This window comes from Priestia sp. SB1, assembly GCF_038898415.1.
Genome location: NZ_JBBJSS010000001.1, coordinates 252,077 through 275,387, shown reverse-complemented (window position 1 = coordinate 275,387; position 23,311 = coordinate 252,077). Strand labels below are relative to the sequence as shown.

The window sequence follows — 23,311 nt, the reverse complement described above, 5'->3', positions numbered from 1 at the left end:
AAAATGAAACATGTTAACGGATTTGCACATAGCTGTAATTGGCGGTGATGCTAGGCAGCTTGAAGTCATTCGAAAATTAATTCAATTAGATGCAAAAACCTCTCTTATTGGTTTTGATCAGCTAGATCATGGTTTTACAGGTGCGACGAAATATCAGATAGAGGAGCTGGATTTTTCAGATGTTGACGCCATCATCCTTCCAGTGCCTGGAACAAATCACGAAGGGCAAGTAGATACTATTTTTTCAAATGAAAAAGTAGTATTGACTGAAGAAATACTTAAAAAAACGCCTGAGCACTGCATTATTTATTCTGGTATTAGCAATGGGTATTTAAACGAATTAGTCAAAACGACAAACCGTAAACTCGTTCAGCTATTTGAGCGTGATGATGTAGCAATTTATAACTCTATTCCTACTGTTGAAGGTACCATCATGCTTGTTATTCAACATACGGATTTTACCATTCACGGTTCAAATATTTCTGTCCTAGGTTTAGGAAGAGTAGGAATGAGCGTGGCGAGGTCCTTTGCTGCACTTGGTGCCAATGTAAAAGTAGGAGCTAGAAAATCTGAACATTTAGCACGTATTGCTGAAATGGGTTTGCAGCCTTTCTATCTTTCTGAACTCGATAAAGAAATTGCTGATAGTGATATATGTATTAACACCATTCCATACCCTATCTTAACGGCTAAGACATTATCTAATGTCCCGACCCACGCGCTCATTATTGATTTAGCTTCAAAGCCTGGAGGAACCGATTTCCGCTATGCAGAAAAACGAGGAATTAAAGCTATTTTAGCACCTGGTCTTCCAGGGATTGTGGCTCCAAAAACAGCAGGTCAGATTGTCGCTAATGTATTAGTGAATTTATTAAAAGACGCTGCGGATGCGAGAGAGGAGAAAAAATAATGTCATTAAAAGGTAAAAGAATAGGATTCGGCTTGACCGGATCTCACTGTACGTATGATGCGGTTATGCCGGAAATTGAAAAGCTTGTTAATTTGGGAGCAGAAGTGTTACCGGTTGTTTCTTACACTGTACAATCCACAAATACTCGTTTTGGAGATGGAGAAGACTGGGTGAAGAAAATTGAGGAATTAACAGGTCATGCCGTCATCAATACAATTGTAAAAGCAGAGCCTCTAGGACCAAAGATTCCGCTTGATTGTATGGTAGTTGCCCCAATTACTGGGAATACGATGAGTAAGTTTGCGAATGCAATGACTGAATCTCCGGTACTCATGGCAGCTAAAGCAACGCTTCGTAATAATAAGCCAGTGGTACTGGGAATTTCGACTAATGACGCACTAGGGCTAAATGGTGTAAACTTAATGAGGCTAATGGCGACTAAAAATATTTATTTTATTCCATTTGGTCAAGATGACCCGGTGCTTAAACCAAATTCAATGGTAGCGCGTATGACGATGTTATCAGACACGGTGTACGCAGCGCTTGAAGATAAACAGATTCAGCCTGTTATTGTCGAAAGGTTCCGCGACGGTCAAGAGTCATAGGACATATATGCCTCTTGCTGTTGTATGAATCTGTTCAATACTGCGGCTGTAAGAGAACTCTCAATCTCAAAGAAGAGAAGATTTTAAAAATCTTCTCTTCTTTGACGCAATGAAGCATAATAATATGTTAAAATAGTCAGTATATGCAGATAAATGTTGAGTAGTTGAAAATTGTTGGAGGCGGTATTAAAATGACAAGAGAATTACATGTAGCAGTAGTAGGAGCAACAGGTGCAGTAGGACAACAAATGATTAAAACCCTACAGGAGCGTAATTTTCCAGTTGGTAAATTAACGTTATTATCTTCAGCTCGTTCAGCTGGTAAAAAAGTGTTGTTTAACGGAGAAGAAGTTGTTGTGCAAGAAGCAACTCCTGATAGCTTTGAAGGCGTAGACATTGCTTTATTCAGTGCAGGCGGCAGCATTTCAAAAGCACTTGCACCAGAGGCAGTAAAACGCGGAGCAATCGTTGTAGACAACACAAGCGCTTATCGAATGGATGAAAATGTCCCGTTAGTTGTGCCGGAAGTGAACGAAGATGCATTACACGCACATAACGGAATCATTGCTAATCCAAACTGCTCTACAATTCAAATGGTAGCAGCATTACAGCCATTACGCGAAACATACGGCTTATCTAAAGTGCTAGTATCAACGTATCAAGCCGTTTCTGGAGCAGGTGCTGCTGCAATTAATGAATTAAAAGAACAAGCTAAAGCTATTTTAGAAGAAAAAGAGTTTACACCGGAAATTTTACCGGTTGGTGGAGATAAAAAACATTATCAAATTGCTTTTAATGCCATTCCGCAAATTGATAAATTTCAAGATAACGGTTTTACATTTGAAGAAATGAAAATGATTAATGAAACGAAAAAAATTATGAGCATGCCTGAATTGCCAGTAGCTGCTACTTGTGTTCGTCTACCGGTTGTAACAGGTCATTCAGAGTCAGTGTACATTGAAATTGAAAAAGACGGTGTAACGGTAGCTGATGTGAAAAATTTATTGGCTGATGCACCTGGTATCGTATTGCAAGATGATCCAGAAAATCAAGTATATCCAATGCCAGCAGACTGTGTAGGTAAACGAGATGTGTTTGTCGGCCGTATTCGTAAAGATTTAGATCGCGATAACGGTTTCCATATGTGGATCGTTTCTGATAACTTGTTAAAAGGTGCAGCTTGGAATTCTGTACAAATTGCAGAATCACTTATTAAGCTTAGCTTAGTAAAATAAGCGCAACCAGAGTGTCTCGGAACATGATGAGGTGTAAGTATGAAAATAATCGTCCAAAAATTTGGAGGAACTTCCGTTCGTAACGAAGAAGGAAGAGCAAGAGCAATCTATCATTTAAATAATGCATTAAGTGAGGGTTACAAAGTAGTCGTTGTTGTATCGGCAATGGGACGAAAAGGTGAACCGTATGCAACGGATACATTGCTTTCACTTGTTGATGGAAATAAAGCGTCTCTTAACAAACGTGAGCTTGATATGCTTATGGCATGCGGAGAATTAATTTCATCGGTTGTGTTTACAAATTTATTAAACGAAAATGGGATTAAAGCTACAGCATTAAACGGTGCACAGGCAGGGTTTGTGACGAATGATGATTTTACCAATGCCAAGATACTAGAAATGAAATGCGACCGTTTGTTAAAAGAATTAGAAGAATATGATGTCGTTGTCGTAACAGGCTTTCAAGGGGCAACTGCTGAAGGTGATACAACAACGCTTGGACGCGGAGGTAGCGATACATCTGCTTCAGCGTTAGGTGCAGCCCTTATGGCTGATTACATTGACATTTTCACGGATGTAGAAGGTGTGATGACAGCGGACCCGCGTATTGTAGAAGATGCAAGACCGCTATCCGTTGTCACATATAACGAAATATGCAACATGGCTTATCAAGGTGCAAAAGTAGTTCACCCACGTGCCGTAGAGATCGCCATGCAAGCAAAAGTACCGATGCGCGTCCGTTCCACGTATGCTGATTCAGAAGGTACGCTCGTTACATCTCAAGGTGAAGCACAGCAGCGTGGAAGCGATGTGCAAGAACGCCTTGTAACAGGAATCGCCCACGTATCTAACGTGACTCAAATTAAAGTTTTTAGTAAAGAAGGCCATTATGATACGCAAGCAGAGGTATTCAAAGCAATGGCACAAGAAAAAATCAGCGTAGATTTTATCAATATTTCACCGAAGGGTGTTGTATATACGGTAACAGATGAAGCAACTGACAAAGCAATTGATGTGCTTCATGCGCTAGGGTATGAGCCGGCTGTTATTCGCAACTGTGCCAAAGTATCAACGGTTGGAGCAGGAATTGCAGGGGTGCCTGGTGTTACATCTAAAATTGTTACAGCTCTTTCTAGCGAAGGTATTCAGATTTTACAATCTGCTGACAGCCATACGACGATTTGGGTGCTTGTAAAAGAAGAGGATTTAAAGAAAGCCGTTAATGCTCTTCATGGTGCCTTTGACTTGTCAAAAGCACCGCAAAAAAGATAAACTACATGTTCCGTTAGCTATAAGCTAACGGTTCATTACATGAATAGGGATAATGCAATTTCAAGGAGTGAAAACATGATTGATTTTGGGAAAGTCGCAACAGCGATGGTAACGCCTTTTGATCATAAAGGAAATATTGATTTTGAAAAAACAACGCAGCTTATTAACTATTTAATCAGCAACGGTTCAGATGCGTTGGTTATTGCAGGAACAACTGGTGAATCTCCTACGCTTTCAACAGAAGAAAAGCTGGCGCTGTTCCGCCACTCAGTAAAGGTAGTAGATGGCCGTGTACCTGTTGTTGCAGGTACAGGAAGCAATAATACGTATGCATCAATTGAATTAACGAAAAAGGCAGAAGAAATCGGCGTAGATGCGATTATGATTGTAGCACCTTATTATAACAAGCCGAATCAGGAAGGCTTATATCAGCACTTTAAAACAATTGCTGAAAGTACAGAGCTGCCTGTCATGTTATACAATATTCCAGGGCGATCCGTGATCAATATGTCTGTGGATACAATTGTACGCCTAGCTGAACTGCCAAATGTTGTAGCGTTAAAAGATGCAAGCGGCGACCTTGACGCAATGACAGCTATTATCGCACAAACAAGCGATGATTTTGCTTTATACAGCGGTGATGATGGCTTAACACTGCCGGTATTAGCAATTGGAGGAACTGGGATTATTTCTGTTGCCTCTCACGTTATTGGAAATGAAATGCAAGAGATGGTTAAGTTGTATGAGTCAGGAAATCCGAAAGAAGCAGCAAAAATTCATCAGCGTATTGTACCTGTGATGAAATCTCTTTTTGCGGCTCCAAGTCCAACGCCTGTTAAAACAGCTTTACAGCTAAAAGGGTTAGACGTAGGATCGGTACGATTACCTTTAGTTCCGTTAACGGAAGAAGAACGCCAAACGTTAGTCAGCACATTAAATACGCTATAAGCTATAAGTATGTTTTTTAAACGTCTCTTCATTGACCGTATATACGAGTTGATGAAGAGACGTTTTTTTCTTATAAGATAATAGAAGAGCACATGACGGAAATAGACGAATGAAATTTCTTGTATTCCAATTCTTACTTCAGTTATAATGTAAGCAAATGAAATTGTACGGGTGAAAGTAAGTAGGAGGAACTTATGGTACTAGAAAAGACAGAAAATATTAAAATTTCAGCCTTGGGTGGAGTCGGAGAACTTGGAAAAAACATGTATGTGGTGGAAATCAATGAAAACATATATGTGTTAGATGCAGGGTCAAAGTTTCCGGGAGGGGAAATGTTAGGAATTGATATTGTCATTCCTGACATTACATATTTAGTAGAAAATCAGCAGAACGTAAAAGGCATTTTTGTTACTCATGGACATGAAGAGCAAATTGGGGCTATTCCCTTTATACTTCAAAAATTGGACGTGCCGGTATATGGTACAGAATTAACGCTAGCACTTATCAAAGAAAAGTTAAAAGAGTATGGAATTAAAAAATATGAGGCTTTACATCCTATCACTTCGTCAACGGTTTTATCGTTTGAAGGAGTGGATATTTCATTTTTTAGAACGCAGCACAGTATACAAGATTCAGTCGGCATTTGTTTACAAACCAATCAAGGTGCGATTGTATATACAGGTGATTTTAAATTTGATCAAAACTCAGTCAGCATTCAAAGCGCTGATATTGGAAAAATGGCTGCCATTGGGGAAAAAGGCGTCCTGTGTTTGCTTTCAGACAGTACAAATGCGGATAAGCCAGGCTATACAGTTTCCGAGGCCGTCATCGGACAAAATATTACCGACGCTTTTTATAAAAGCAAAGGTCGAATCATTGTTGCTGCATACAGTTCCAATCTGCACCGTATTCAGCAAGTTATTCATGCCGCATATCAGCATGGCCGTAACCTGATCGTTATGGAAAAGAGTATGCTGAAAATCATTGATATTGCAGCAAAACTTGGACATTTGCAGCTGCCTGAGGATTTAATTGTTCCTGTGCAAAAGCTAAAGGATCTTTCAGAACATGAAACGGTTATTTTAACAACAGGTCATCACGGAGAGCCGATTTCAGGTCTTACTCGAATGGCTAAACAGTCCCATAAATTTATTCAAATCAAACAAGATGACACGGTCCTGCTGGCTGCTACACCCGTGGCGGGGCACGAAACGACCTTTTCAAAAACAATTGACGTCATCTTTCGTTTAGGAGCAAGCGTAGTGTTTGCTCAGAAGAAAGTACAGGCTTCCGGACACGGCAGTCAAGAAGAATTAAAATTTATGATTAACTTAACAAAGCCGAAATATGTCATGCCTGTGAATGGAGAGTATCGAAAACAAAAAGCTTATGCAAAGCTAGCCGGTCAATTAGGAATATCAGAAGATCATATTTGTTTGCTTGAAAAAGGTGAGCGAGTTGAGTTTAAAGATGCTCGCATGTACCCTAGCGGTTCTATTCAAGCGGGAAATACGCTCATTGATGGACTAGGCGTCGGCGATATTGGGAATATCGTTCTGAGGGATCGCAGGCTGCTGTCACAGGACGGAATCTTAACGGTAGTAGTTACGATTAATAAACGTCAAAAAACAGTAGTAGCGGGGCCAGAAATCATCTCCCGCGGATTCGTCTATGTAAGAGAATCAGAAAAGCTTTTAGAAGAAGCAACGAAGATTGTTCAGCAAATTTTAGAAAAGTGTATGGAAGACAAAGTGATCGAGTGGTCTTCATTAAAATTAAAAATGAGAGAAAGTTTAAATCAATTTTTATATGAAAAAACCCGTCGTAAACCGATGATTTTACCGATTATCATGGAAATCTAATGTGAAGCCTTCCCGCTGGGAAGGCTTTTTATTTGCAGCTGATGGGGATGTAATAACTATGAGAAGTTCATACTACTACTATCAATAAGTGAAAGGAGCTAGAATATGTTTGAAAATAACGAAAGATTACATTCTGATGAAGCGCCTCAGCAGCCTAATAAAAATGAAGAAAGCAAGGGCGGAATATTAGATAAAATTCAACAATTGGGACAGACCAACGTGGCTCAGCTTCCTCAGGATTCTAATATTCACTGTTTAACGATTGTAGGACAAATCGAAGGGCACATGCAGCTGCCTCCTCAAAATAAAACGACAAAATATGAGCATGTCATCCCGCAAATTGTGGCGATTGAACAAAATCCAAAAATTGAAGGATTGCTTATTATTTTGAATACAGTAGGTGGAGATGTAGAAGCAGGTCTTGCCATTGCGGAAATGATTGCTTCGTTATCCAAGCCTTCTGTGTCCATTGTGCTAGGAGGCGGACATTCAATCGGTGTTCCAATTGCGGTTTCAACTGATTATTCGTATATTGCCGGTACAGCGACCATGACCATTCATCCCATTCGCTTAACGGGTCTTGTTATTGGTGTACCGCAAACATTCGAATACTTAGATAAAATGCAAGAGCGCGTGATTAACTTTGTGAGAGAACACTCTCATATTTCAGAAGAAAAGTTTAAAGAACTTATGTTTTCAAAAGGGAACTTAACGCGTGATATCGGGACAAATGTAGTTGGCGGAGATGCTGTTTCATACGGGTTAATTAACGAAGTAGGCGGAGTTGCTCAAGCAATCAAAAAATTGAATGAACTGATTGAGCAAGGACGTCAGAATGAGGAGCAGCTGCTGCAATGATTTTATATACAATGATGCCACAAGAACTGATTTTTCAGCAGTCTTATCATCAAGAACAATCTCAGCCAAAGCTTATTAATCATAATGGAATCCCGGTTATCGTTGAAGAAAATGAACAAAAACAACAGCAAATTGTGAGGGTTTTAAGCACGAATCCTCAAGATTATTTGAATGAAAATTATTATCCTGGTCAAATTTTGTCGTAAGGATTTCAGTATAATTATGGTGAATATGGTATAATGAATATGACGAAGAAGGCAGCCGCTGTATTGGCTGCTTTTTTATTCAACTGATAAAAGAAACAAAATCAACATAGGGTGTTGGACGTTGATTGGAGTGGAAAAATGGCAAAGAAAAAACGAAGAGGTCAAATAAAAAAGGATGAATGGAAACGCATATTGCGCTTTGAGCTTATTGGCTTATTTTTATTAGCGTTAACGTTAATTGCCATGGCAGGACTCGGTGCTGTAGGACAGGCTCTTGTACTCGTGGTCCGCTTATTTATTGGCGAATGGTATATGCTGTGTTTAATCGGAATGGTTATTCTATCTGTTTATATCATTTGGAAAAGAGAAATGCCTCCTTTAGTGACGCGGCAGCTTATCGGTACATACCTCATTATTTTATCTATTTTACTGTTTAGTCACGTGACGTTATTTGAAAATTTATCGAAAAACGGAACGTTTACAGATCCATCTGTCATTATGAATACGTGGGATTTGTATATGCTCGAAGCAACGGGACAATCGAATCACAGTGATTTAGGGGGAGGGATGATAGGAGCTATTATGTTTGCCATGTTCTACTATCTGTTTGATAGCTTAGGAACAGAACTTATCGCTGCCTTGCTTATTGTGATTGGGGTACTGCTCATTACCGGACGTTCGCTTCACGAAACGGTATTAAAACTTCTGTCACCTCTAGTTAATTTTTTAACAACGGAGTTAAAAGAAGGCTGGCAAGATATTCAGACGTGGAAACATAAGAAGAAAAAAGCCCCTAAAACAACAAAAAAGAGACGCCAAGAAAAAGCTGTTCAAGAACCTGAAGAAAGCGTGGAAATAGAAGTGGAAGCACCTTCGCCTCCAATTATTGAACACTTTGATTATGGAGAGGAAGAGTCTAGTCAATCTTCTGCTGCTCCTATAGCTCCGGTGCCTCCGGTTATGGAATCGAAGCCTGTAGCTGCTGCACCGCAACAGCCAAGGCCGCAAAAGGAACAGGAAGAAGAAAAAGCTCCTATGATTACCTTTACTGAAACGGAAAATAAAGAGTATGAGCTTCCTCCTATCAAGCTATTGACGATGCCAAAGAAAAGTAACCAGGCAAAAGAGCATAAAAACATTTATAAAAATGCCGAAAAGCTTGAAAAAACGTTTCAAAGTTTCGGCGTAAAAGCAAAAGTGGCAAAAGTTCACCTTGGACCAGCTGTTACAAAATATGAAGTATATCCTGATGTAGGAGTAAAAGTAAGTAAGATTGTCAATTTAAGTGATGATTTAGCACTTGCATTAGCTGCCAAAGATATTCGGATTGAAGCTCCAATTCCCGGGAAATCAGCGGTAGGAATTGAAGTGCCGAACGAAGAAGTAGCGATGGTTTCGCTTAGAGAAGTACTTGAAGCGACTGAAAATAACCGACCTGATAAAAAGCTATTAGTTGGTTTAGGAAGAGATATTTCAGGCGAAGCTGTGCTAGCAGAGCTTAATAAAATGCCTCATATGCTTGTAGCAGGGGCAACAGGAAGCGGAAAAAGTGTGTGTATCAACGGTATTATTATTAGTATTTTAATGAGAACAAAGCCTCATGAAGTAAAATTAATGATGATTGACCCTAAGATGGTTGAGTTGAATATGTACAATGGTATTCCGCATTTATTGGCTCCTGTCGTAACAGATCCGAAAAAAGCTTCTCAAGCATTAAAGAAAGTTGTAAGTGAGATGGAGCGACGTTATGAGTTGTTCTCACACAGCGGAACGAGAAACATTGAAGGATATAACGATTTAGTAAAACGTATGAATGATGATGGAGACGCCGATGCAAAACAGCCGACTCTTCCTTATATTGTGGTGATTGTTGATGAGTTGGCTGACTTGATGATGGTTGCTTCATCTGACGTCGAAGATTCGATCACACGTCTTGCTCAAATGGCTCGTGCTGCCGGCATTCATTTGATTATTGCTACACAGCGACCATCAGTAGATGTTATTACTGGAGTTATTAAAGCAAACATTCCTTCCCGAATCGCTTTTAGTGTATCTTCACAAACTGACTCTCGTACGATCCTAGATATGGGAGGAGCTGAGAAGCTTCTAGGAAGAGGAGATATGCTGTTCATGCCTGTTGGAGCTTCAAAACCTGTGCGTGTGCAAGGTGCCTTTTTATCAGATGAAGAAGTAGAAGAGATTGTTGATTTTGTAATTGCACAGCAAAAAGCACAGTATCAAGAAGAAATGATTCCAACAGATGCCCCTGAACAAGTCGATGATTTTGCAGATGAGCTATATGACGAAGCGGTTCAGCTTGTGGCAGAAATGCAAACAGCTTCTGTTTCTATGCTGCAGCGACGCTTTCGAATTGGCTATAACCGGGCTGCACGTTTAATCGATGCGATGGAAGATCGTGGAGTGGTTGGGCCTTACGAAGGAAGTAAGCCGCGTTCGGTGCTGATTTCTCAGCAAAATGAAGATGTTGGATCTTAATAAGGTTATTAGAAAAGATGGAGCTGGGACAAAAGTATTTTAGCCTAAGTGAAAAACGAATCACTAATCAACATGTCTGATTAGCGGTTCGTTTTTTTTGTTAGGGTGAATATAGGTTTCATCCGTTTCGTTCCTTCTAGCAGTTGACTGAAAGACAAGGTGAAGACTCCTGCGGGAAAAGCGTAAGCGACGAGGAGGCCCATCGCCCGCCCGTGGAAACCGAAGTCTTGCACGGAAATCAACTGCGGTGTCGCAAGCGTTTCAGCTCATGTATCTTATTTGTTTGTCTTTAGATTGGATTTATTTCGTTATGTCTCAACCTCATTTTTTTATGGAAGAAGAGACGGTAAGAATAGTATTACACAAAAATATGTCATGCTAAATAAATAAAATAAAAACGAATATTAAAAAATTTAATGACTAAAATGTTTGGTTTTTATCTAATATTAGAAGAAAAGTAGGTTGTTAGGTATGCTGACATTAAAAAATAACAAAAATTCATTTTTTTAAAAAAATATTAAAAATTTTAACAAAAAATTAATATAACCTATTTATTTATCTGTCGAAAAATGATATATTATTTTCGATTAAGTAGTCGAACATCAGAGGTCTGATGACTTTTTAATATGGAGGAAGAGTGATGTCTATACGTGCGGATAATCGGCACTTGTATTTACAAGTGATTGATAAAATTAAACAAAATATAGAAAAAGGAATTTTTAAAGAAAAGGAAAGACTCCCTTCAGAGTTTGATTTATCAAAGCAGCTAGGGGTTAGCCGCGCAACGCTACGTGAGGCACTTCGCATATTAGAAGAAGAGAATATTATTGTTCGCAGACACGGCGTGGGAACATTTGTCAACACGAAGCCTACTTTTTTGTCAGGGATTGAGCAATTAAATAGTATAACACATATGATTGAACAAGCTGGTATGAAGGCCGGAACAATCTTCTTATCTTCTCAAATACAAGAGTTGTCTGAAAATGATTTAACACGTTTTGCTTGCGGGGAAGACGAACAGATTTTATTTGTTGAACGGGTGAGAACGGCAAACGGAGAGCCTGTTGTATATTGCATGGACAAGGTTCCTCAAAAAATATTGCCTGAAAATTTCGAATATAAACAGGAATCTTTGCTAGAAATTCTTGAAAAACAAGCAGGAAAGCACATTTCATACGCCGTGGCAAATATTGAGCCTCTAGGCTATCATGAAAAAGTTTCTCCTATTTTACAATGCGAGCCAGAAACCGCTTTGCTTGTGCTGAAACAAATGCATTATGACCAGTATGATGAACCCATTTTATATTCCATCAATTATTTTAAAGCAGATCAATTTAGTTTCCAAGTACTGCGTAAACGCGTCTAGTTTTTTTATGGTTAAATGTCAGAAAATTTACAACTATTTAACATTGTCCTTTTAAGGAGGTGTCAAATGTAGGTCACAGGGACGAAATAGAAAATTGGCTTTATACTTTTAAAACTATTCAGGGGGTTAAAACATGTTAAAACGTAAAACGGGACTTGCATTATCACTAGTATTAGCGGCAGGAACACTTTTAAGCGCGTGTGGCTCAAACGACGCAGATAAGAGCAGCGGAGATAAAAAAGCAGCGGATTTTAAAGTGGGAATGGTAACAGATACGGGCGGGGTAGATGATAAATCGTTTAACCAATCTGCTTGGGAAGGTCTAACAAAGTTTGGGAAAGACAACGGACTTGATGAAGGGACTGGATACAAATATTTGCAGTCTACAAAAGCATCTGAATACGAGAGCAACCTTTCTAAATTTGCTGAGAGTGGCTACAACTTGACGTATGGAATTGGCTTTTTGTTAAAAGAAGACATTAAAAAAGCAGCGAAGCAGTATCCAGATGCTAACTTTGCATTAGTAGACGATACGCTAAAGTCAGAAAACTTAGATAACGTGGCGAGCATTTTATTTAAAGAAGAGCAGGGCTCTTTCTTAGTAGGTGTAGTGGCAGCGAAACAAACGAAAACGAACAAAATCGGCTTTATCGGAGGCGTTGAATCTCCATTAATCAAGAAGTTTGAAAACGGATTTAAAGCAGGTGTTAAATCTGTAAACCCAGACGCTGAAGTTATTTCTCAATACGCGGAAAGTTTTAACTCTCCAGAAAAAGGCTCAGCTATCGCTTCTACCATTTACAGCAAAGGCGCTGATATTATTTATCAAGCGGCTGGCGGTACTGGAAACGGCGTATTTACAGAAGCTAAAAACCGTTCAAAAGGCGGTAAAGACAAAAAGGTTTGGGTAATTGGAGTTGACCGCGATCAGCATGAAGAAGGTATGCCTGAAAACGTAACGTTAACTTCGATGGTAAAACGCGTTGACCTTGCTGTAGAAGATGTTGCAAAACAAGCAATGGACGACAAATTCCCAGGCGGTAAAGATGTTGTGTTTGGCTTAAAAGAAGACGGAGTGGGAATTGCTCCATCACAAGATAATGTAAGCAAAGATGCGTTAAAAGCAGTTGATGAGTATAAGCAAAAAATTCTAGACGGTGACATTACAGTGCCTCAAACGGATAAAGAATTTAAAGAGTTTGAAAAAACGCTTAAAAAATAAGCTGATATCTGTTAAGCAATGATTATATGAGTATAAAAGGCTAGTGAAAACTAGCCTTTTTCATAGCCAAAAAACGGAAGACAGAATCCTGTAGCAGGCAGGAATAGGGAGTGAAAGTAGTGGAATATGTTATTGAAATGCTAGATATTCGCAAAGAGTTTCCCGGTATTGTCGCTAATGACAATATTACACTCCAAGTGAAAAAGGGAGAAATTCATGCTTTGTTAGGAGAAAATGGTGCAGGTAAGTCAACGCTGATGAACGTTTTATTTGGGCTTTATCAGCCTGAAAAAGGACAGATTCGTGTAAACGGCCAAGAAGTCAAAATCACGGACCCTAACGTAGCGAATGACTTAGGAATTGGAATGGTTCATCAGCATTTTATGCTTGTTCAAAACTTTACAGTCACAGAAAATATTATTCTTGGGAACGAACCGACGCGAACGGGGAAAATCAATATTAAAAAAGCAGCTCAAGATATTCAAGAGCTTTCAAATCAATATGGATTATCGGTAGATCCATATGCGAAGATTCAAGATATCTCAGTTGGCATGCAGCAGCGAGTGGAAATTTTAAAAACGCTTTACAGAGGAGCCGACATTCTTATTTTTGATGAACCTACTGCCGCCTTAACACCTCAGGAAATTACGGAATTAATTCAAATTATGAAAAAATTAATTCAAGAAGGAAAGTCGATTATTTTAATTACGCATAAATTAAAAGAAATTATGTCAGTGTGTGACCGCTGTACAATTATTCGAAAAGGTGTCGGGGTTGGTACGGTAAATGTGCGAGAGACCAACCCTGATGAACTTGCTGCTTTAATGGTAGGAAGAGAAGTACATTTTAAAACTGAAAAGAAAACAGCGACTCCAAAAGAAGCTGTGTTAACAATAAAAGAATTAGTAGTAGAAGACAGCCGAGGAGTAGAGGCTGTAAGTTCACTTGATCTAAGCGTTCGAGCAGGCGAAATTGTAGGCATCGCGGGTGTGGATGGAAATGGCCAAACAGAGCTGATTGAGGCAATTACGGGTCTAAGAAAAATAAAGTCGGGCTCGGTCACGTTAAAAAATCAAGAGTTGTCTACGTTATCCACGCGTAAAATTACGGAGTCAGGAGTAGGACATATTCCGCAGGATCGCCATAAGCACGGGCTTGTATTAGATTATACAATTGGTGAAAATATCGGTCTTCAAACGTATTATCAAAAGCCGATGTCTAAATCAGGTATTTTGAATTATAAAGAGCTGTATAAAAAAGCAAAAGAGTTAATTGCAGAATATGATGTGCGAACCCCTAGTGAATATACGCAAGCGCGATCGCTATCGGGCGGAAATCAGCAAAAAGCCATTATTGCCCGTGAAGTAGACCGCAGTCCGGAACTATTAATTGCAGCTCAGCCAACGAGGGGGCTGGATGTAGGAGCCATTGAATTTATTCATAAAAAGCTGATTGAAGAACGAGATAAAGGACGGGCAGTGCTGCTCGTTTCGCTAGAACTAGATGAAGTAATGAATCTAAGCGATCGCATTGCGGTTATTTATGAAGGGAAAATAGTTGACATTGTAGATCCAAAAGAAACGAATGAACAAGAGTTAGGTCTATTAATGGCAGGCGGTACGCGTGAGAAAGCGGGTGGAACAGCATGAATAAACTTGTGAAAAACGAACGTGTAATGATGATTTTGATCCCTGTTGTATCGGCCATATTAGGACTCATTGCCGGAGCGGTTATTATGTTACTAGGCGGCTATGATCCAATGCTTGGCTATCAATCTCTTTTTGACGGGATGTTTGGGACGCCAAAAGCCATTGGAGAAACGATTCGTGCCATGACGCCTCTTGCTCTGGCCGGTATTGCGGTTGCGTTTGCTTATAAAACCGGTCTCTTTAACATTGGAGTAGAAGGACAGCTTTTAGTTGGCTGGTTGGCTTCAGTATGGGTTGGGTATGCGTTTGATTTACCAGCAGTCATTCATATTCCTTTAGCTGTATTAGCAGCAGCTGCAGCTGGAGCAGTTTGGGCGTTTATTCCAGGATTTTTAAAAGCAAAATTTCATGTTCATGAAGTAATTGTTTCCATCATGATGAACTATATTGCCCTTTACACCACGAGCAGCTTAATCCGTACGTATTTATACGCGGGTAATGAAAAATCGTATGATATTAAAGAATCGGCATCTTTAGCATCAAGCTTTTTAGCACAGTTAACCAATAACTCCCGCCTTCATTACGGCATTCTTATTACCATCGCTGCAGCCGTCGTAATGTGGTTTATTTTGAATAAAACAGCTAAGGGCTTCGAGCTAAGAGCCGTTGGTTTTAATCAGCATGCTTCACAGTATGCAGGAATGAATGTAGGCCGAAACATTGTGTTATCCATGGCGATTTCAGGCGCTTTTGCCGGGCTTGCCGGGGCTATGGAAGGGCTTGGAACATTTCAATATATGGGCACATTCACTGCGTTTACGGGTACGGGATTTGACGGTATTGCCGTAGCCCTTTTAGGAGCTAACAGCGCAATTGGAATTTTATTAGCTTCATTCTTTTTCGGAGGACTGCAAACTGCGGCTCCTCAAATGAACTTTATGACAGGCGTACCGTCTGAATTAATTCAAATTGTCATTGCGCTTATTATCTTTTTTGTTGCATCTAGTTATTTAATTCGCTGGGTGCTTGGCCGTGCAGGCAAGGGGGGAGCAAAATGAACTTCTTAGAGGTGTTAGCCATTATTATTCCAGCGGCGCTTTATTCAGCTGCACCGCTTATCTTTACCGCGCTCGGAGGGATATTTAGTGAACGTTCCGGGGTCGTGAACATTGGATTAGAAGGGCTGATGATGTTTGGCGCGTTCACAGGTATTGTTTCAACCCTTTTACTTCAGGATTCATTAGGTGCTTGGGCCCCGTGGGTAGCAATAGTAATTGCGGCTGTTGTTTGCGCTGTGTTCTCGCTGATTCATGCTGTTGCAAGCATTACATTAAAAGCAGATCAAACTGTAAGTGGTGTAGCCCTGAATTTTCTAGCTGCGGGTCTTTCAATCTTTTTAATTAAAAAGATTTTTGGGAAAGGACAAACAGATTTTATTCAATTCCGTATCGATAAAGTAAGTATTCCAGGTTTATCAGACATTCCAGTAATCGGTAAAATTCTGTTTTCGAACGTTCCTATTACGTCTTATATTGCGATTGTGCTAGCTTTTGCTGTATGGTACACCATTTATAAAACGCCGTTTGGTCTCCGTCTTCGTTCAGTTGGTGAACACCCAATGGCAGCAGACACGATGGGGATTAAAGTTGTGAGAATGCGCTACGTTGGCGTTATGATTTCCGGCATGTTCGCTGGAATTGGCGGAGCGGTGTATGCCACGTCTATCGCTACAAACTTTGCAGCGGGAACGATTGCTGGACAAGGGTTCCTTGCTATTGCGGCCATGATTTTCGGGAAGTGGCATCCTATTGGTGCTTTAGGTGCAGCCATGTTTTTCGGATTAGCACAGTCTTTGAGTATCACGGGAGCTCAGATTCCGGTTATTCAAGATATCCCATCCGTCCTTTTAACCATTGCACCGTACGTATTAACAATCTTAGCGCTTACTGGTTTTGTAGGACGTGCTGAGGCTCCTAAAGCGCTGGGCGTTCCTTATGAAAAAGGCCGCCGCTAATAAATCCTCTATACGAGGTCTAACAATGACTAAAGTTGGATAAATATAGAAGGTGGAGACAAAGAAATCATATTCTTTTCTCCGCCTTTTTTTCATTGAGAGAAAGAATATGAAAAGAAATGAGGAAGCGCGCGGCAAGTTACTTGAAAATGTTTCCTTGAATTCGATATAGTGGTTATAAGACTAAAATTAGCGTTAAAGATTCAAAATAGAAGTATTGTCTAGTTAATACATCAAAATTTAAAAGGAGGTTTATATATGAAATTATTGACTGAACAAAAACATGAACTAGAAGGATTGACTGTTCATACCATTCAAACAGCTAAGTACAAAACAAACACGTTCATTTTAAAACTAAATGCCCCTTTAGATAAGAAAACGGTGACAATGCGTGCCCTTTTACCTTATGTGCTTCAAAGCGCTACCGAGTCGCTGCCGTCTACGACAAAGCTTCGTACATATTTAGATGAGCTTTATGGTGCTACTTTACAAGTAGACTTAACAAAAAAAGGTGATAACCACGATATTACGATTCGCATTGATATAGCGAATGAAAAATATTTGAAAGATTCAACTCCGCTTTTGCAAAAAGCGTTAGCTCTTCTTGGCGATATTTTATTAAAGCCAGCAGTTGAAGGGGACTCTTTTTTAACGGATATTATGACAAAAGAAAAGCGTTCGCTTCGTCAGCGAATTCAAGCCGTATTTGATGATAAAATGCGCTATGCTAATTTAAGACTAGTTGAAGAAATGTGTAAGGAAGAACCTTACTCTTTACATGTAAACGGTCAAATTGACGATGTGGAAGAAATTACAGGTGAAAGTTTGTACGCTTATTATCAGCAGGTGTTAAAAGAAGATGCCATTCACCTTTATGCTATTGGAGATTTGCAAGTCGAAGAGGTTTTACAAACAGTAAAAGAAACATTTACTTTACCAAAGCGCGAGCAAAAAGACATTGAAGATTCTATCACGTCTAAAGAGATCTCAAACGTAAATGAAGTGGTGGAAAAACAAGAAGTCAAACAAGGGAAATTAAATATTGGCTATCGTACAAACGTTGTATACGGAGATAGACAGTATTTTGCTCTTCAAGTATTCAATGGGATATTCGGAGGGTTCTCACATTCCAAGCTATTTATTAACGTGCGTGAAAAAGCGAGCTTAGCTTACTATGCTGCTTCGAGAGTAGAGAGTCATAAAGGATTACTAATGGTCATGTCGGGTATTGATGCTAAAAATTACGACCAAGCTGTTACGATTATTAAAGAACAAATGCAGGAAATGAAACAAGGATCGTTTACAGACGGCGAAATCGCTCAAACGAAAGCCGTTATTCACAACCAGCTGCTTGAAACGGTGGATACTCCACGAGGACTAGTAGAGGTTATGTATCATAATGAATTAACGGGTAAAGATATTTCAATTGATGAATACTTAAAGCATATTGATGCGGTATCTAAGCAGGAAATTATTAAAGTGGCTGAGAAAATTGAAATGGATACAATTTATTTCTTAACAGGAACGGGCGGTGAAGAAAATGGAGAAAATTGAATTTTCGCAGCTTCAAGAACAGCTGTATCATGAAAAAATGGATAACGGGCTGCAGGTATACATTTTGCCAAAACCGGAGTTTAACAAAACGTTTGCCACTTTTACAACAAACTACGGATCGATTGACAATCAATTTGTACCGCTAAATGAAAATGAAATGACAAAAGTTCCGGATGGAATTGCCCACTTTTTAGAGCATAAATTATTTGAAAAAGAAGACGGAGATGTCTTTCAGCAGTTTAGTAAACAAGGTGCTTCGGCCAATGCATTTACTTCTTTTACCCGCACAGCTTACTTATTCAGCTGTACATCTAACTTTGAAGAAAATCTTGAAACATTAGTGGACTTTGTACAAGAGCCGTACTTCTCAGAAAAAACGGTAGAAAAAGAAAAGGGCATTATCGGTCAAGAAATTACAATGTATGACGACAATCCGGACTGGCGCTTGTATTTTGGTACCATTCAAAATATGTACAAAAACCATCCTGTTAAAATTGATATTGCTGGCACGATCGAATCGATTTCACATATTAATAAAGATTTACTGTACACATGCTATGAAACGTTTTATCATCCGAGCAACATGCTGTTGTTCATTGTAGGTCCTGTTGATGCGGAAAAAGTAATGAAGCAAGTTCGAGACAATCAGCAGAAAAAAGATTATAAAGAAATCTCTGACATACAGCGTCATTTTGACGAAGAGCCTGAAACGGTGGATCAAGAAAAACAAGTATTAAAAATGCCGGTGCAGTCTTCGAAATGTATGGTGGGTCTAAAAGCGAAAAATCCGCAGCGTTCAGGCGGAGAAATGCTTAAATACGAGTTAGCAATGAATATCATTTTAGATTATGCATTTGGAAAAAGCTCTTCGTACTATGAGGAGTTGTATGCAGACGGACTCATTGATGAAACGTTTGCGTATGATTATACGGAGGAAAGAGGATTTGGTTTTGCTCTTATCGGAGGAGATACGGATCAACCGGAACAGCTGTATGATCGAGTTAAACAAATTTTACTTGAAATGAAAACGAAATCACTAACAGAAGAGGAACTTGAACGTATTCGTAAAAAGAAAATCGGCGGATTTTTACGTTCATTAAACTCACCTGAGTTTATCGCTAATCAGTTTACACGCTATGCGTTTAATGATATGAATTTATTTGATATTGTTGAAACGCTAGAAAAACTGAAGGTAAACGAAATAAAAGATGTGCTAAACGAGATTATTGATGAAAAGAACTTTACGGTTTGTGAAGTAGTACCTAAATAAAGATGATTGTTGCCAAAAAAGCTGATGTTCATCAGCTTTTTTGCATGTAAAGGAGAGAAGGCTATGGAGAAATTTGCCCTTGTGACAGGTGCAAGCGGAGGAATTGGCACAGCGATTGCTAAGCAATTGGCTGAAGATGGATACTCGCTTATTTTGCACTATCATCAACGAAAAGACAAAATAGAGGCGCTTGCACATGAGCTAGCTGAAAAGGTGAAAACCGTGTTTACAGTACAAGCGGATTTATCATGTAAAGAGGGAATGGAGAAGTTTTTAAAGGAGATTATTGTTCCGGTAGAAGTTATTATTCATAACAGCGGACGAAGCGTTAGCGGGTTAATGACAGATGCTTCGGCAAATGAAACCGAAGAAATGATCTATCTTCACATCACGGCTCCCTTTGTTATTACAAAAGCTTTGCTGCCTAAAATGATCAGTGCTAAAAGCGGACAAATTATCATGATTTCTTCCATTTGGGGACTTACAGGAGCTTCGTTTGAAGTTCTTTATTCAATGGTAAAAGGCGCCCAAAATACGTTTGTAAAAGCTTTGGCAAAAGAGGTTGCATTAAGTGGAATTCGCGTCAATGGAGTTGCGCCCGGAGCGATTGAAACGGATATGATGGCCAGCTATTCAAAAGAAGAGGTTAAAGAGCTGGCTGAAGAGATCCCTTTAGGAAGAATAGGATATCCAAAAGAAGTGGCAGATGCGGTTTCATATTTAATATCTTCACGTGCTTCGTATATAACTGGACAAATATTATCGGTTAATGGCGGTTGGTACATATAAAGTGTGCATAAAATTAAAAACAAGGTACAAACTATGATATGAATAAACCTTAAGGAGGGCTACTCATGTCAGTATTAGAAAACTGGGATAGCTGGAAAGATTTTTTAGGCGACCGTTTACATCATGCACAAAACGAAGGAATGCAAGAAGAAGTTATTCATGATCTTGCTTATCAAATTGGTGGATATTTAGCAAACCAAGTTGATGCAAAAAATGATCAAGAGCGAATTTTAGCAGACCTTTGGAGCGTTGCTTCTAAAGAAGAGCAGCATGCGATTGCGAGCAGCATGGTGAAATTAGTTCAAAATAACGGATCAGTAAAATAAGTTATCGTTTCTAAAAAGGAGCTAATTCACCGCGTGTGAAAGCTCCTTTTTTCTTAGAATTAAATAGTACAAATAAATAAGCGCTTACATACATAACAAATGTAGAACTACTTGCCTTTAGGGTTTATAATATAATGGAAATCATTTATAGTTAAACTAGGTGAAAAAAAGGGGGCACCTCTCGAAGGCCAGCCAAGAAATGGGAGGGGTTTGATGGAGAAAATTGAGTGGTATTTAGAATATCAAATACAAAAAAATCGTCCGGGTCTTTTAGGTGATATTTCATCGCTTCTTGGAATGTTGTCAATTAATATTGTCACAATTAATGGAGTGGATGATATTCGCCGTGGATTATTGCTGCGCTGTGATTCACATGAGCAAATAGACAGGCTTGAATCTATTTTGAAAACAATGGATAATATCATTGTGACAAAAATGAGACCGCCTAAATTGCGTGATAAGTTAGCAGTGCGTCACGGTCGCTATATTCAGCGTGACGCAGATGATAAAAAGACATTCCGTTTCGTAAGAGATGAATTAGGTTTGCTCGTAGATTTTATGGCGGAACTGTTTAAACAAGACGGTCATAAGCTTATCGGTATTCGAGGTATGCCGCGAGTAGGCAAAACCGAATCGATTGTAGCAGCTAGCGTATGTGCGAACAAAAGGTGGCTTTTTGTGTCTTCTACACTCTTAAAACAAACGATTCGCAGTCAGCTTATTGCTGACGAATACAACGCTGATAATATTTTTATCATTGACGGGATTGTATCGACAAAACGAGCGAATGAAAAGCACTGGCAGCTTGTTCGAGAAGTAATGAATGTACCCGCGACAAAAATCGTGGAGCATCCGGATGTATTTGTACAAAATACCGAGTATTCGTTAGATGATTTTGCCTACATTATTGAAATAAGAAATGACCCCAATGAGAAGATTACATATGAAATAATGGAAGGTCCTCAAATGTTTCAAGACGGTGGATTATCGATGTTTGATTTTTAGCATAATTGGTAGGTGTTAGCATTGACAGAGTTAGGACAAAGGTTAAGACAAGAACGAGAAAGCAAAGGATTGTCGTTAGAGGATTTACAAAAACTAACGAAAATTCAAAAACGCTATTTACTTGGCATTGAAGAAGGCAATTATGAGGTTATGCCAGGGAAATTTTACGTACGAGCGTTTATTAAGCAATACTGCGAAGCAATTGGGTTGGACACAGATGCTATTTTTGAAGAATACAAATCAGACATTCCTTCAACTCAAACAGAAGACATGCCGCAGCAGCTTTCGCGCGTTCGCAGCCGCAAAGAAATTCCTCAGCATACAAAAGGAGTTTCAAAAGCATATGACTACCTTCCAACTGTTCTAGTGGTGGCGGGAGTTGTAGTTGTTGGGATTATTATTTGGGTAATCGCTCAAAATATCGTCTCGGATAAAAACAAGGAGCAGGCTAATCAAGAAGCTCCAAACAGCGAAGTTCAGCAGTCTAACACGCAGGAAGAAACGAATGAAACTACTGCAAAAAATGACAATAGCAAGTCAGAAGATGAACAAAGTGCTGCTGATAAGAAAGAAAAAGAAAAAGCTGAAAAAGAAAAAGCCGCAAAAGAAAAAGCTGAGAAAGAAAAAGCTGAAAAAGAAAAGAAAGACAGCGGTAAACAAGAATACAAGGAAGTTCAAAAAACAGGCAGAAGTGCTACGTATGCTCTTTCCGGTACAGATGCATTTAACCTAGAAGTAACATCCACTCAAGCAGATACTTGGTTAGATGTGAAAAATGGAAAAGGAAATGCTTTCTTTAGCTCCATTCTAAAAAAAGGTGAAACAAAAGAATTTGATTTGACGAAAGAAACGGAAGCTCGTGTCAACATCGGTTATTCACCTGGAGTAGAGTTAAAAGTAAATGGAAAAGCGGTTGACTTGCCGTTTGATTCATCCAAGCAAGTTCGACAAGTTGTAACGATTCAATATCAGCCGGCAGAAGCACAGTAAACAGCCTGTTTTAAAAAGTGGTCAGGGTGTAAATAAAGATAATATGTGAATTAAACACTCATTCACGCTATAATAAAACCAAAGCCGTGCAAACAACTTCGTTTGCACGCTTTCAGTTTGTAACAGTAATTGGAGGCAGAAGAAGTGAATTTACCAAACAAGATTACCATTTCGCGAATTTTTCTAATTCCCGTATTCCTCATTTTTATGATGGTGCCGCTACCATTTGGCACAGTGGAGGCAGCAGGAAAAGAGATTCCGATCGCTCATCTATTAGGGGCGGCATTATTTATTATTGCATCTACAACAGACTGGATCGACGGATACTATGCAAGAAAGTACGATTTAGTCACGAACTTGGGCAAGTTTTTAGATCCACTAGCAGACAAGCTGTTGGTTTCAGCTGCGCTTGTAGCTATTGTTGACTTAGATTTAATTGCAGGTGCAGGATGGGCTGCTATCATCATTATTAGCCGTGAATTTGCTATCACAGGTTTAAGACTTGTACTAGCAGGGGAAGGAGAAGTTGTAGCAGCCAATATGTTAGGTAAAATTAAAACATGGACTCAAATTTTAGCTATTTCAGCTATTCTGTTGTACAACTTGCCTTTTGAATGGATTTCCATTCCGTTTGCTAGCGTAATGCTTTGGATCTCAGTGATTTTTACGGTTATTTCAGGCTGGGACTACTTTGCTAAAAACAAACAGGCTTTTGTTAATTCAAAATAAGTAAG

The 23,311-nt window shown here is 39.3% G+C and carries 21 protein-coding genes; all 21 read left to right on the top strand.

Annotated features, from left to right (window positions below; genetic code table 11):
• The first annotated feature begins 10 nt into the window (after nucleotides 1-10).
• Nucleotides 11-910, top strand: a complete 900-nt coding sequence (gene dpaA, locus WKH56_RS01395; protein WP_013058826.1) for a dipicolinic acid synthetase subunit A — start codon at nucleotides 11-13, stop codon at nucleotides 908-910.
• The gene (locus tag WKH56_RS01390; protein ID WP_013058825.1) at nucleotides 910-1,515 is read left to right on the top strand and encodes a dipicolinate synthase subunit B; all 606 of its coding nucleotides are present in this window, start codon (nucleotides 910-912) and stop codon (nucleotides 1,513-1,515) included. Before dpaA ends, WKH56_RS01390 begins: the two co-directional genes overlap by 1 nt.
• 191 nt (nucleotides 1,516-1,706) lie before the next feature.
• Nucleotides 1,707-2,750, top strand: coding sequence for an aspartate-semialdehyde dehydrogenase (gene asd, locus WKH56_RS01385; protein ID WP_013058824.1), 1,044 nt, complete (start codon nucleotides 1,707-1,709; stop codon nucleotides 2,748-2,750).
• A 39-nt stretch (nucleotides 2,751-2,789) separates the two neighbouring features.
• Entirely contained in the window at nucleotides 2,790-4,022 is a 1,233-nt protein-coding gene (gene dapG, locus WKH56_RS01380; protein ID WP_028411393.1) for an aspartate kinase, read from the top strand.
• Nucleotides 4,023-4,097: 75 nt separating this feature from the next.
• On the top strand, nucleotides 4,098-4,970 hold the full coding sequence (dapA, locus tag WKH56_RS01375; RefSeq protein WP_013058822.1) for a 4-hydroxy-tetrahydrodipicolinate synthase: 873 nt from the start codon (nucleotides 4,098-4,100) through the stop codon (nucleotides 4,968-4,970).
• 194 nt (nucleotides 4,971-5,164) lie between these two features.
• Nucleotides 5,165-6,832, top strand: a complete 1,668-nt coding sequence (locus WKH56_RS01370) for a ribonuclease J (protein WP_047749913.1) — start codon at nucleotides 5,165-5,167, stop codon at nucleotides 6,830-6,832.
• Nucleotides 6,833-6,937: 105 nt separating this feature from the next.
• A complete protein-coding gene (locus tag WKH56_RS01365; RefSeq protein ID WP_013058820.1) occupies nucleotides 6,938-7,690 on the top strand; it encodes a ClpP family protease in 753 nt (250 codons plus the stop codon).
• Nucleotides 7,687-7,896: a YlzJ-like family protein gene (locus WKH56_RS01360; RefSeq protein WP_028411391.1), complete on the top strand. Its 210-nt coding sequence runs from the start codon at nucleotides 7,687-7,689 to the stop codon at nucleotides 7,894-7,896. Before WKH56_RS01365 ends, WKH56_RS01360 begins: the two co-directional genes overlap by 4 nt.
• A gap of 138 nt (nucleotides 7,897-8,034) precedes the next feature.
• Nucleotides 8,035-10,392 (top strand): FtsK/SpoIIIE family DNA translocase, encoded by a 2,358-nt coding sequence (locus WKH56_RS01355; RefSeq protein WP_310884073.1) that lies wholly within the window; start codon nucleotides 8,035-8,037, stop codon nucleotides 10,390-10,392.
• A gap of 640 nt (nucleotides 10,393-11,032) precedes the next feature.
• Nucleotides 11,033-11,758: a GntR family transcriptional regulator gene (locus WKH56_RS01345; protein WP_028411389.1), complete on the top strand. Its 726-nt coding sequence runs from the start codon at nucleotides 11,033-11,035 to the stop codon at nucleotides 11,756-11,758.
• Between the two features lie 133 nt (nucleotides 11,759-11,891).
• On the top strand, nucleotides 11,892-12,980 hold the full coding sequence (locus WKH56_RS01340) for a BMP family lipoprotein (protein ID WP_310884072.1): 1,089 nt from the start codon (nucleotides 11,892-11,894) through the stop codon (nucleotides 12,978-12,980).
• 119 nt (nucleotides 12,981-13,099) lie between these two features.
• Complete coding sequence (locus tag WKH56_RS01335; protein WP_048019860.1) at nucleotides 13,100-14,629, top strand: ABC transporter ATP-binding protein; 1,530 nt, start codon at nucleotides 13,100-13,102, stop codon at nucleotides 14,627-14,629.
• On the top strand, nucleotides 14,626-15,687 hold the full coding sequence (locus WKH56_RS01330; RefSeq protein ID WP_014458483.1) for an ABC transporter permease: 1,062 nt from the start codon (nucleotides 14,626-14,628) through the stop codon (nucleotides 15,685-15,687). Before WKH56_RS01335 ends, WKH56_RS01330 begins: the two co-directional genes overlap by 4 nt.
• Nucleotides 15,684-16,643, top strand: a complete 960-nt coding sequence (locus tag WKH56_RS01325; protein WP_048019861.1) for an ABC transporter permease — start codon at nucleotides 15,684-15,686, stop codon at nucleotides 16,641-16,643. The genes WKH56_RS01330 and WKH56_RS01325 overlap by 4 nt, the downstream gene beginning before the upstream one ends.
• Before the next feature lie 258 nt (nucleotides 16,644-16,901).
• Nucleotides 16,902-18,197: an EF-P 5-aminopentanol modification-associated protein YfmF gene (gene yfmF / locus WKH56_RS01320; RefSeq protein WP_028411385.1), complete on the top strand. Its 1,296-nt coding sequence runs from the start codon at nucleotides 16,902-16,904 to the stop codon at nucleotides 18,195-18,197.
• Nucleotides 18,184-19,467: an EF-P 5-aminopentanol modification-associated protein YfmH gene (gene yfmH / locus WKH56_RS01315; protein ID WP_025750276.1), complete on the top strand. Its 1,284-nt coding sequence runs from the start codon at nucleotides 18,184-18,186 to the stop codon at nucleotides 19,465-19,467. Before yfmF ends, yfmH begins: the two co-directional genes overlap by 14 nt.
• A 63-nt stretch (nucleotides 19,468-19,530) precedes the next feature.
• Nucleotides 19,531-20,256, top strand: coding sequence for an elongation factor P 5-aminopentanone reductase (gene ymfI, locus WKH56_RS01310; protein WP_048019862.1), 726 nt, complete (start codon nucleotides 19,531-19,533; stop codon nucleotides 20,254-20,256).
• A 65-nt stretch (nucleotides 20,257-20,321) separates the two neighbouring features.
• Nucleotides 20,322-20,582, top strand: a complete 261-nt coding sequence (locus WKH56_RS01305) for a DUF3243 domain-containing protein (protein ID WP_013058809.1) — start codon at nucleotides 20,322-20,324, stop codon at nucleotides 20,580-20,582.
• Nucleotides 20,583-20,795: 213 nt separating this feature from the next.
• Nucleotides 20,796-21,587, top strand: coding sequence for a DUF3388 domain-containing protein (locus WKH56_RS01300; RefSeq protein ID WP_013058808.1), 792 nt, complete (start codon nucleotides 20,796-20,798; stop codon nucleotides 21,585-21,587).
• A gap of 12 nt (nucleotides 21,588-21,599) precedes the next feature.
• On the top strand, nucleotides 21,600-22,577 hold the full coding sequence (locus WKH56_RS01295; RefSeq protein WP_223268970.1) for a helix-turn-helix domain-containing protein: 978 nt from the start codon (nucleotides 21,600-21,602) through the stop codon (nucleotides 22,575-22,577).
• Between the two features lie 144 nt (nucleotides 22,578-22,721).
• Nucleotides 22,722-23,306 carry a CDP-diacylglycerol--glycerol-3-phosphate 3-phosphatidyltransferase gene (gene pgsA / locus WKH56_RS01290; protein ID WP_028411382.1) on the top strand — a complete coding sequence of 195 codons (585 nt, stop codon included), beginning with the start codon at nucleotides 22,722-22,724 and terminating at the stop codon, nucleotides 23,304-23,306.
• The last annotated feature ends 5 nt before the right edge of the window (nucleotides 23,307-23,311 follow it).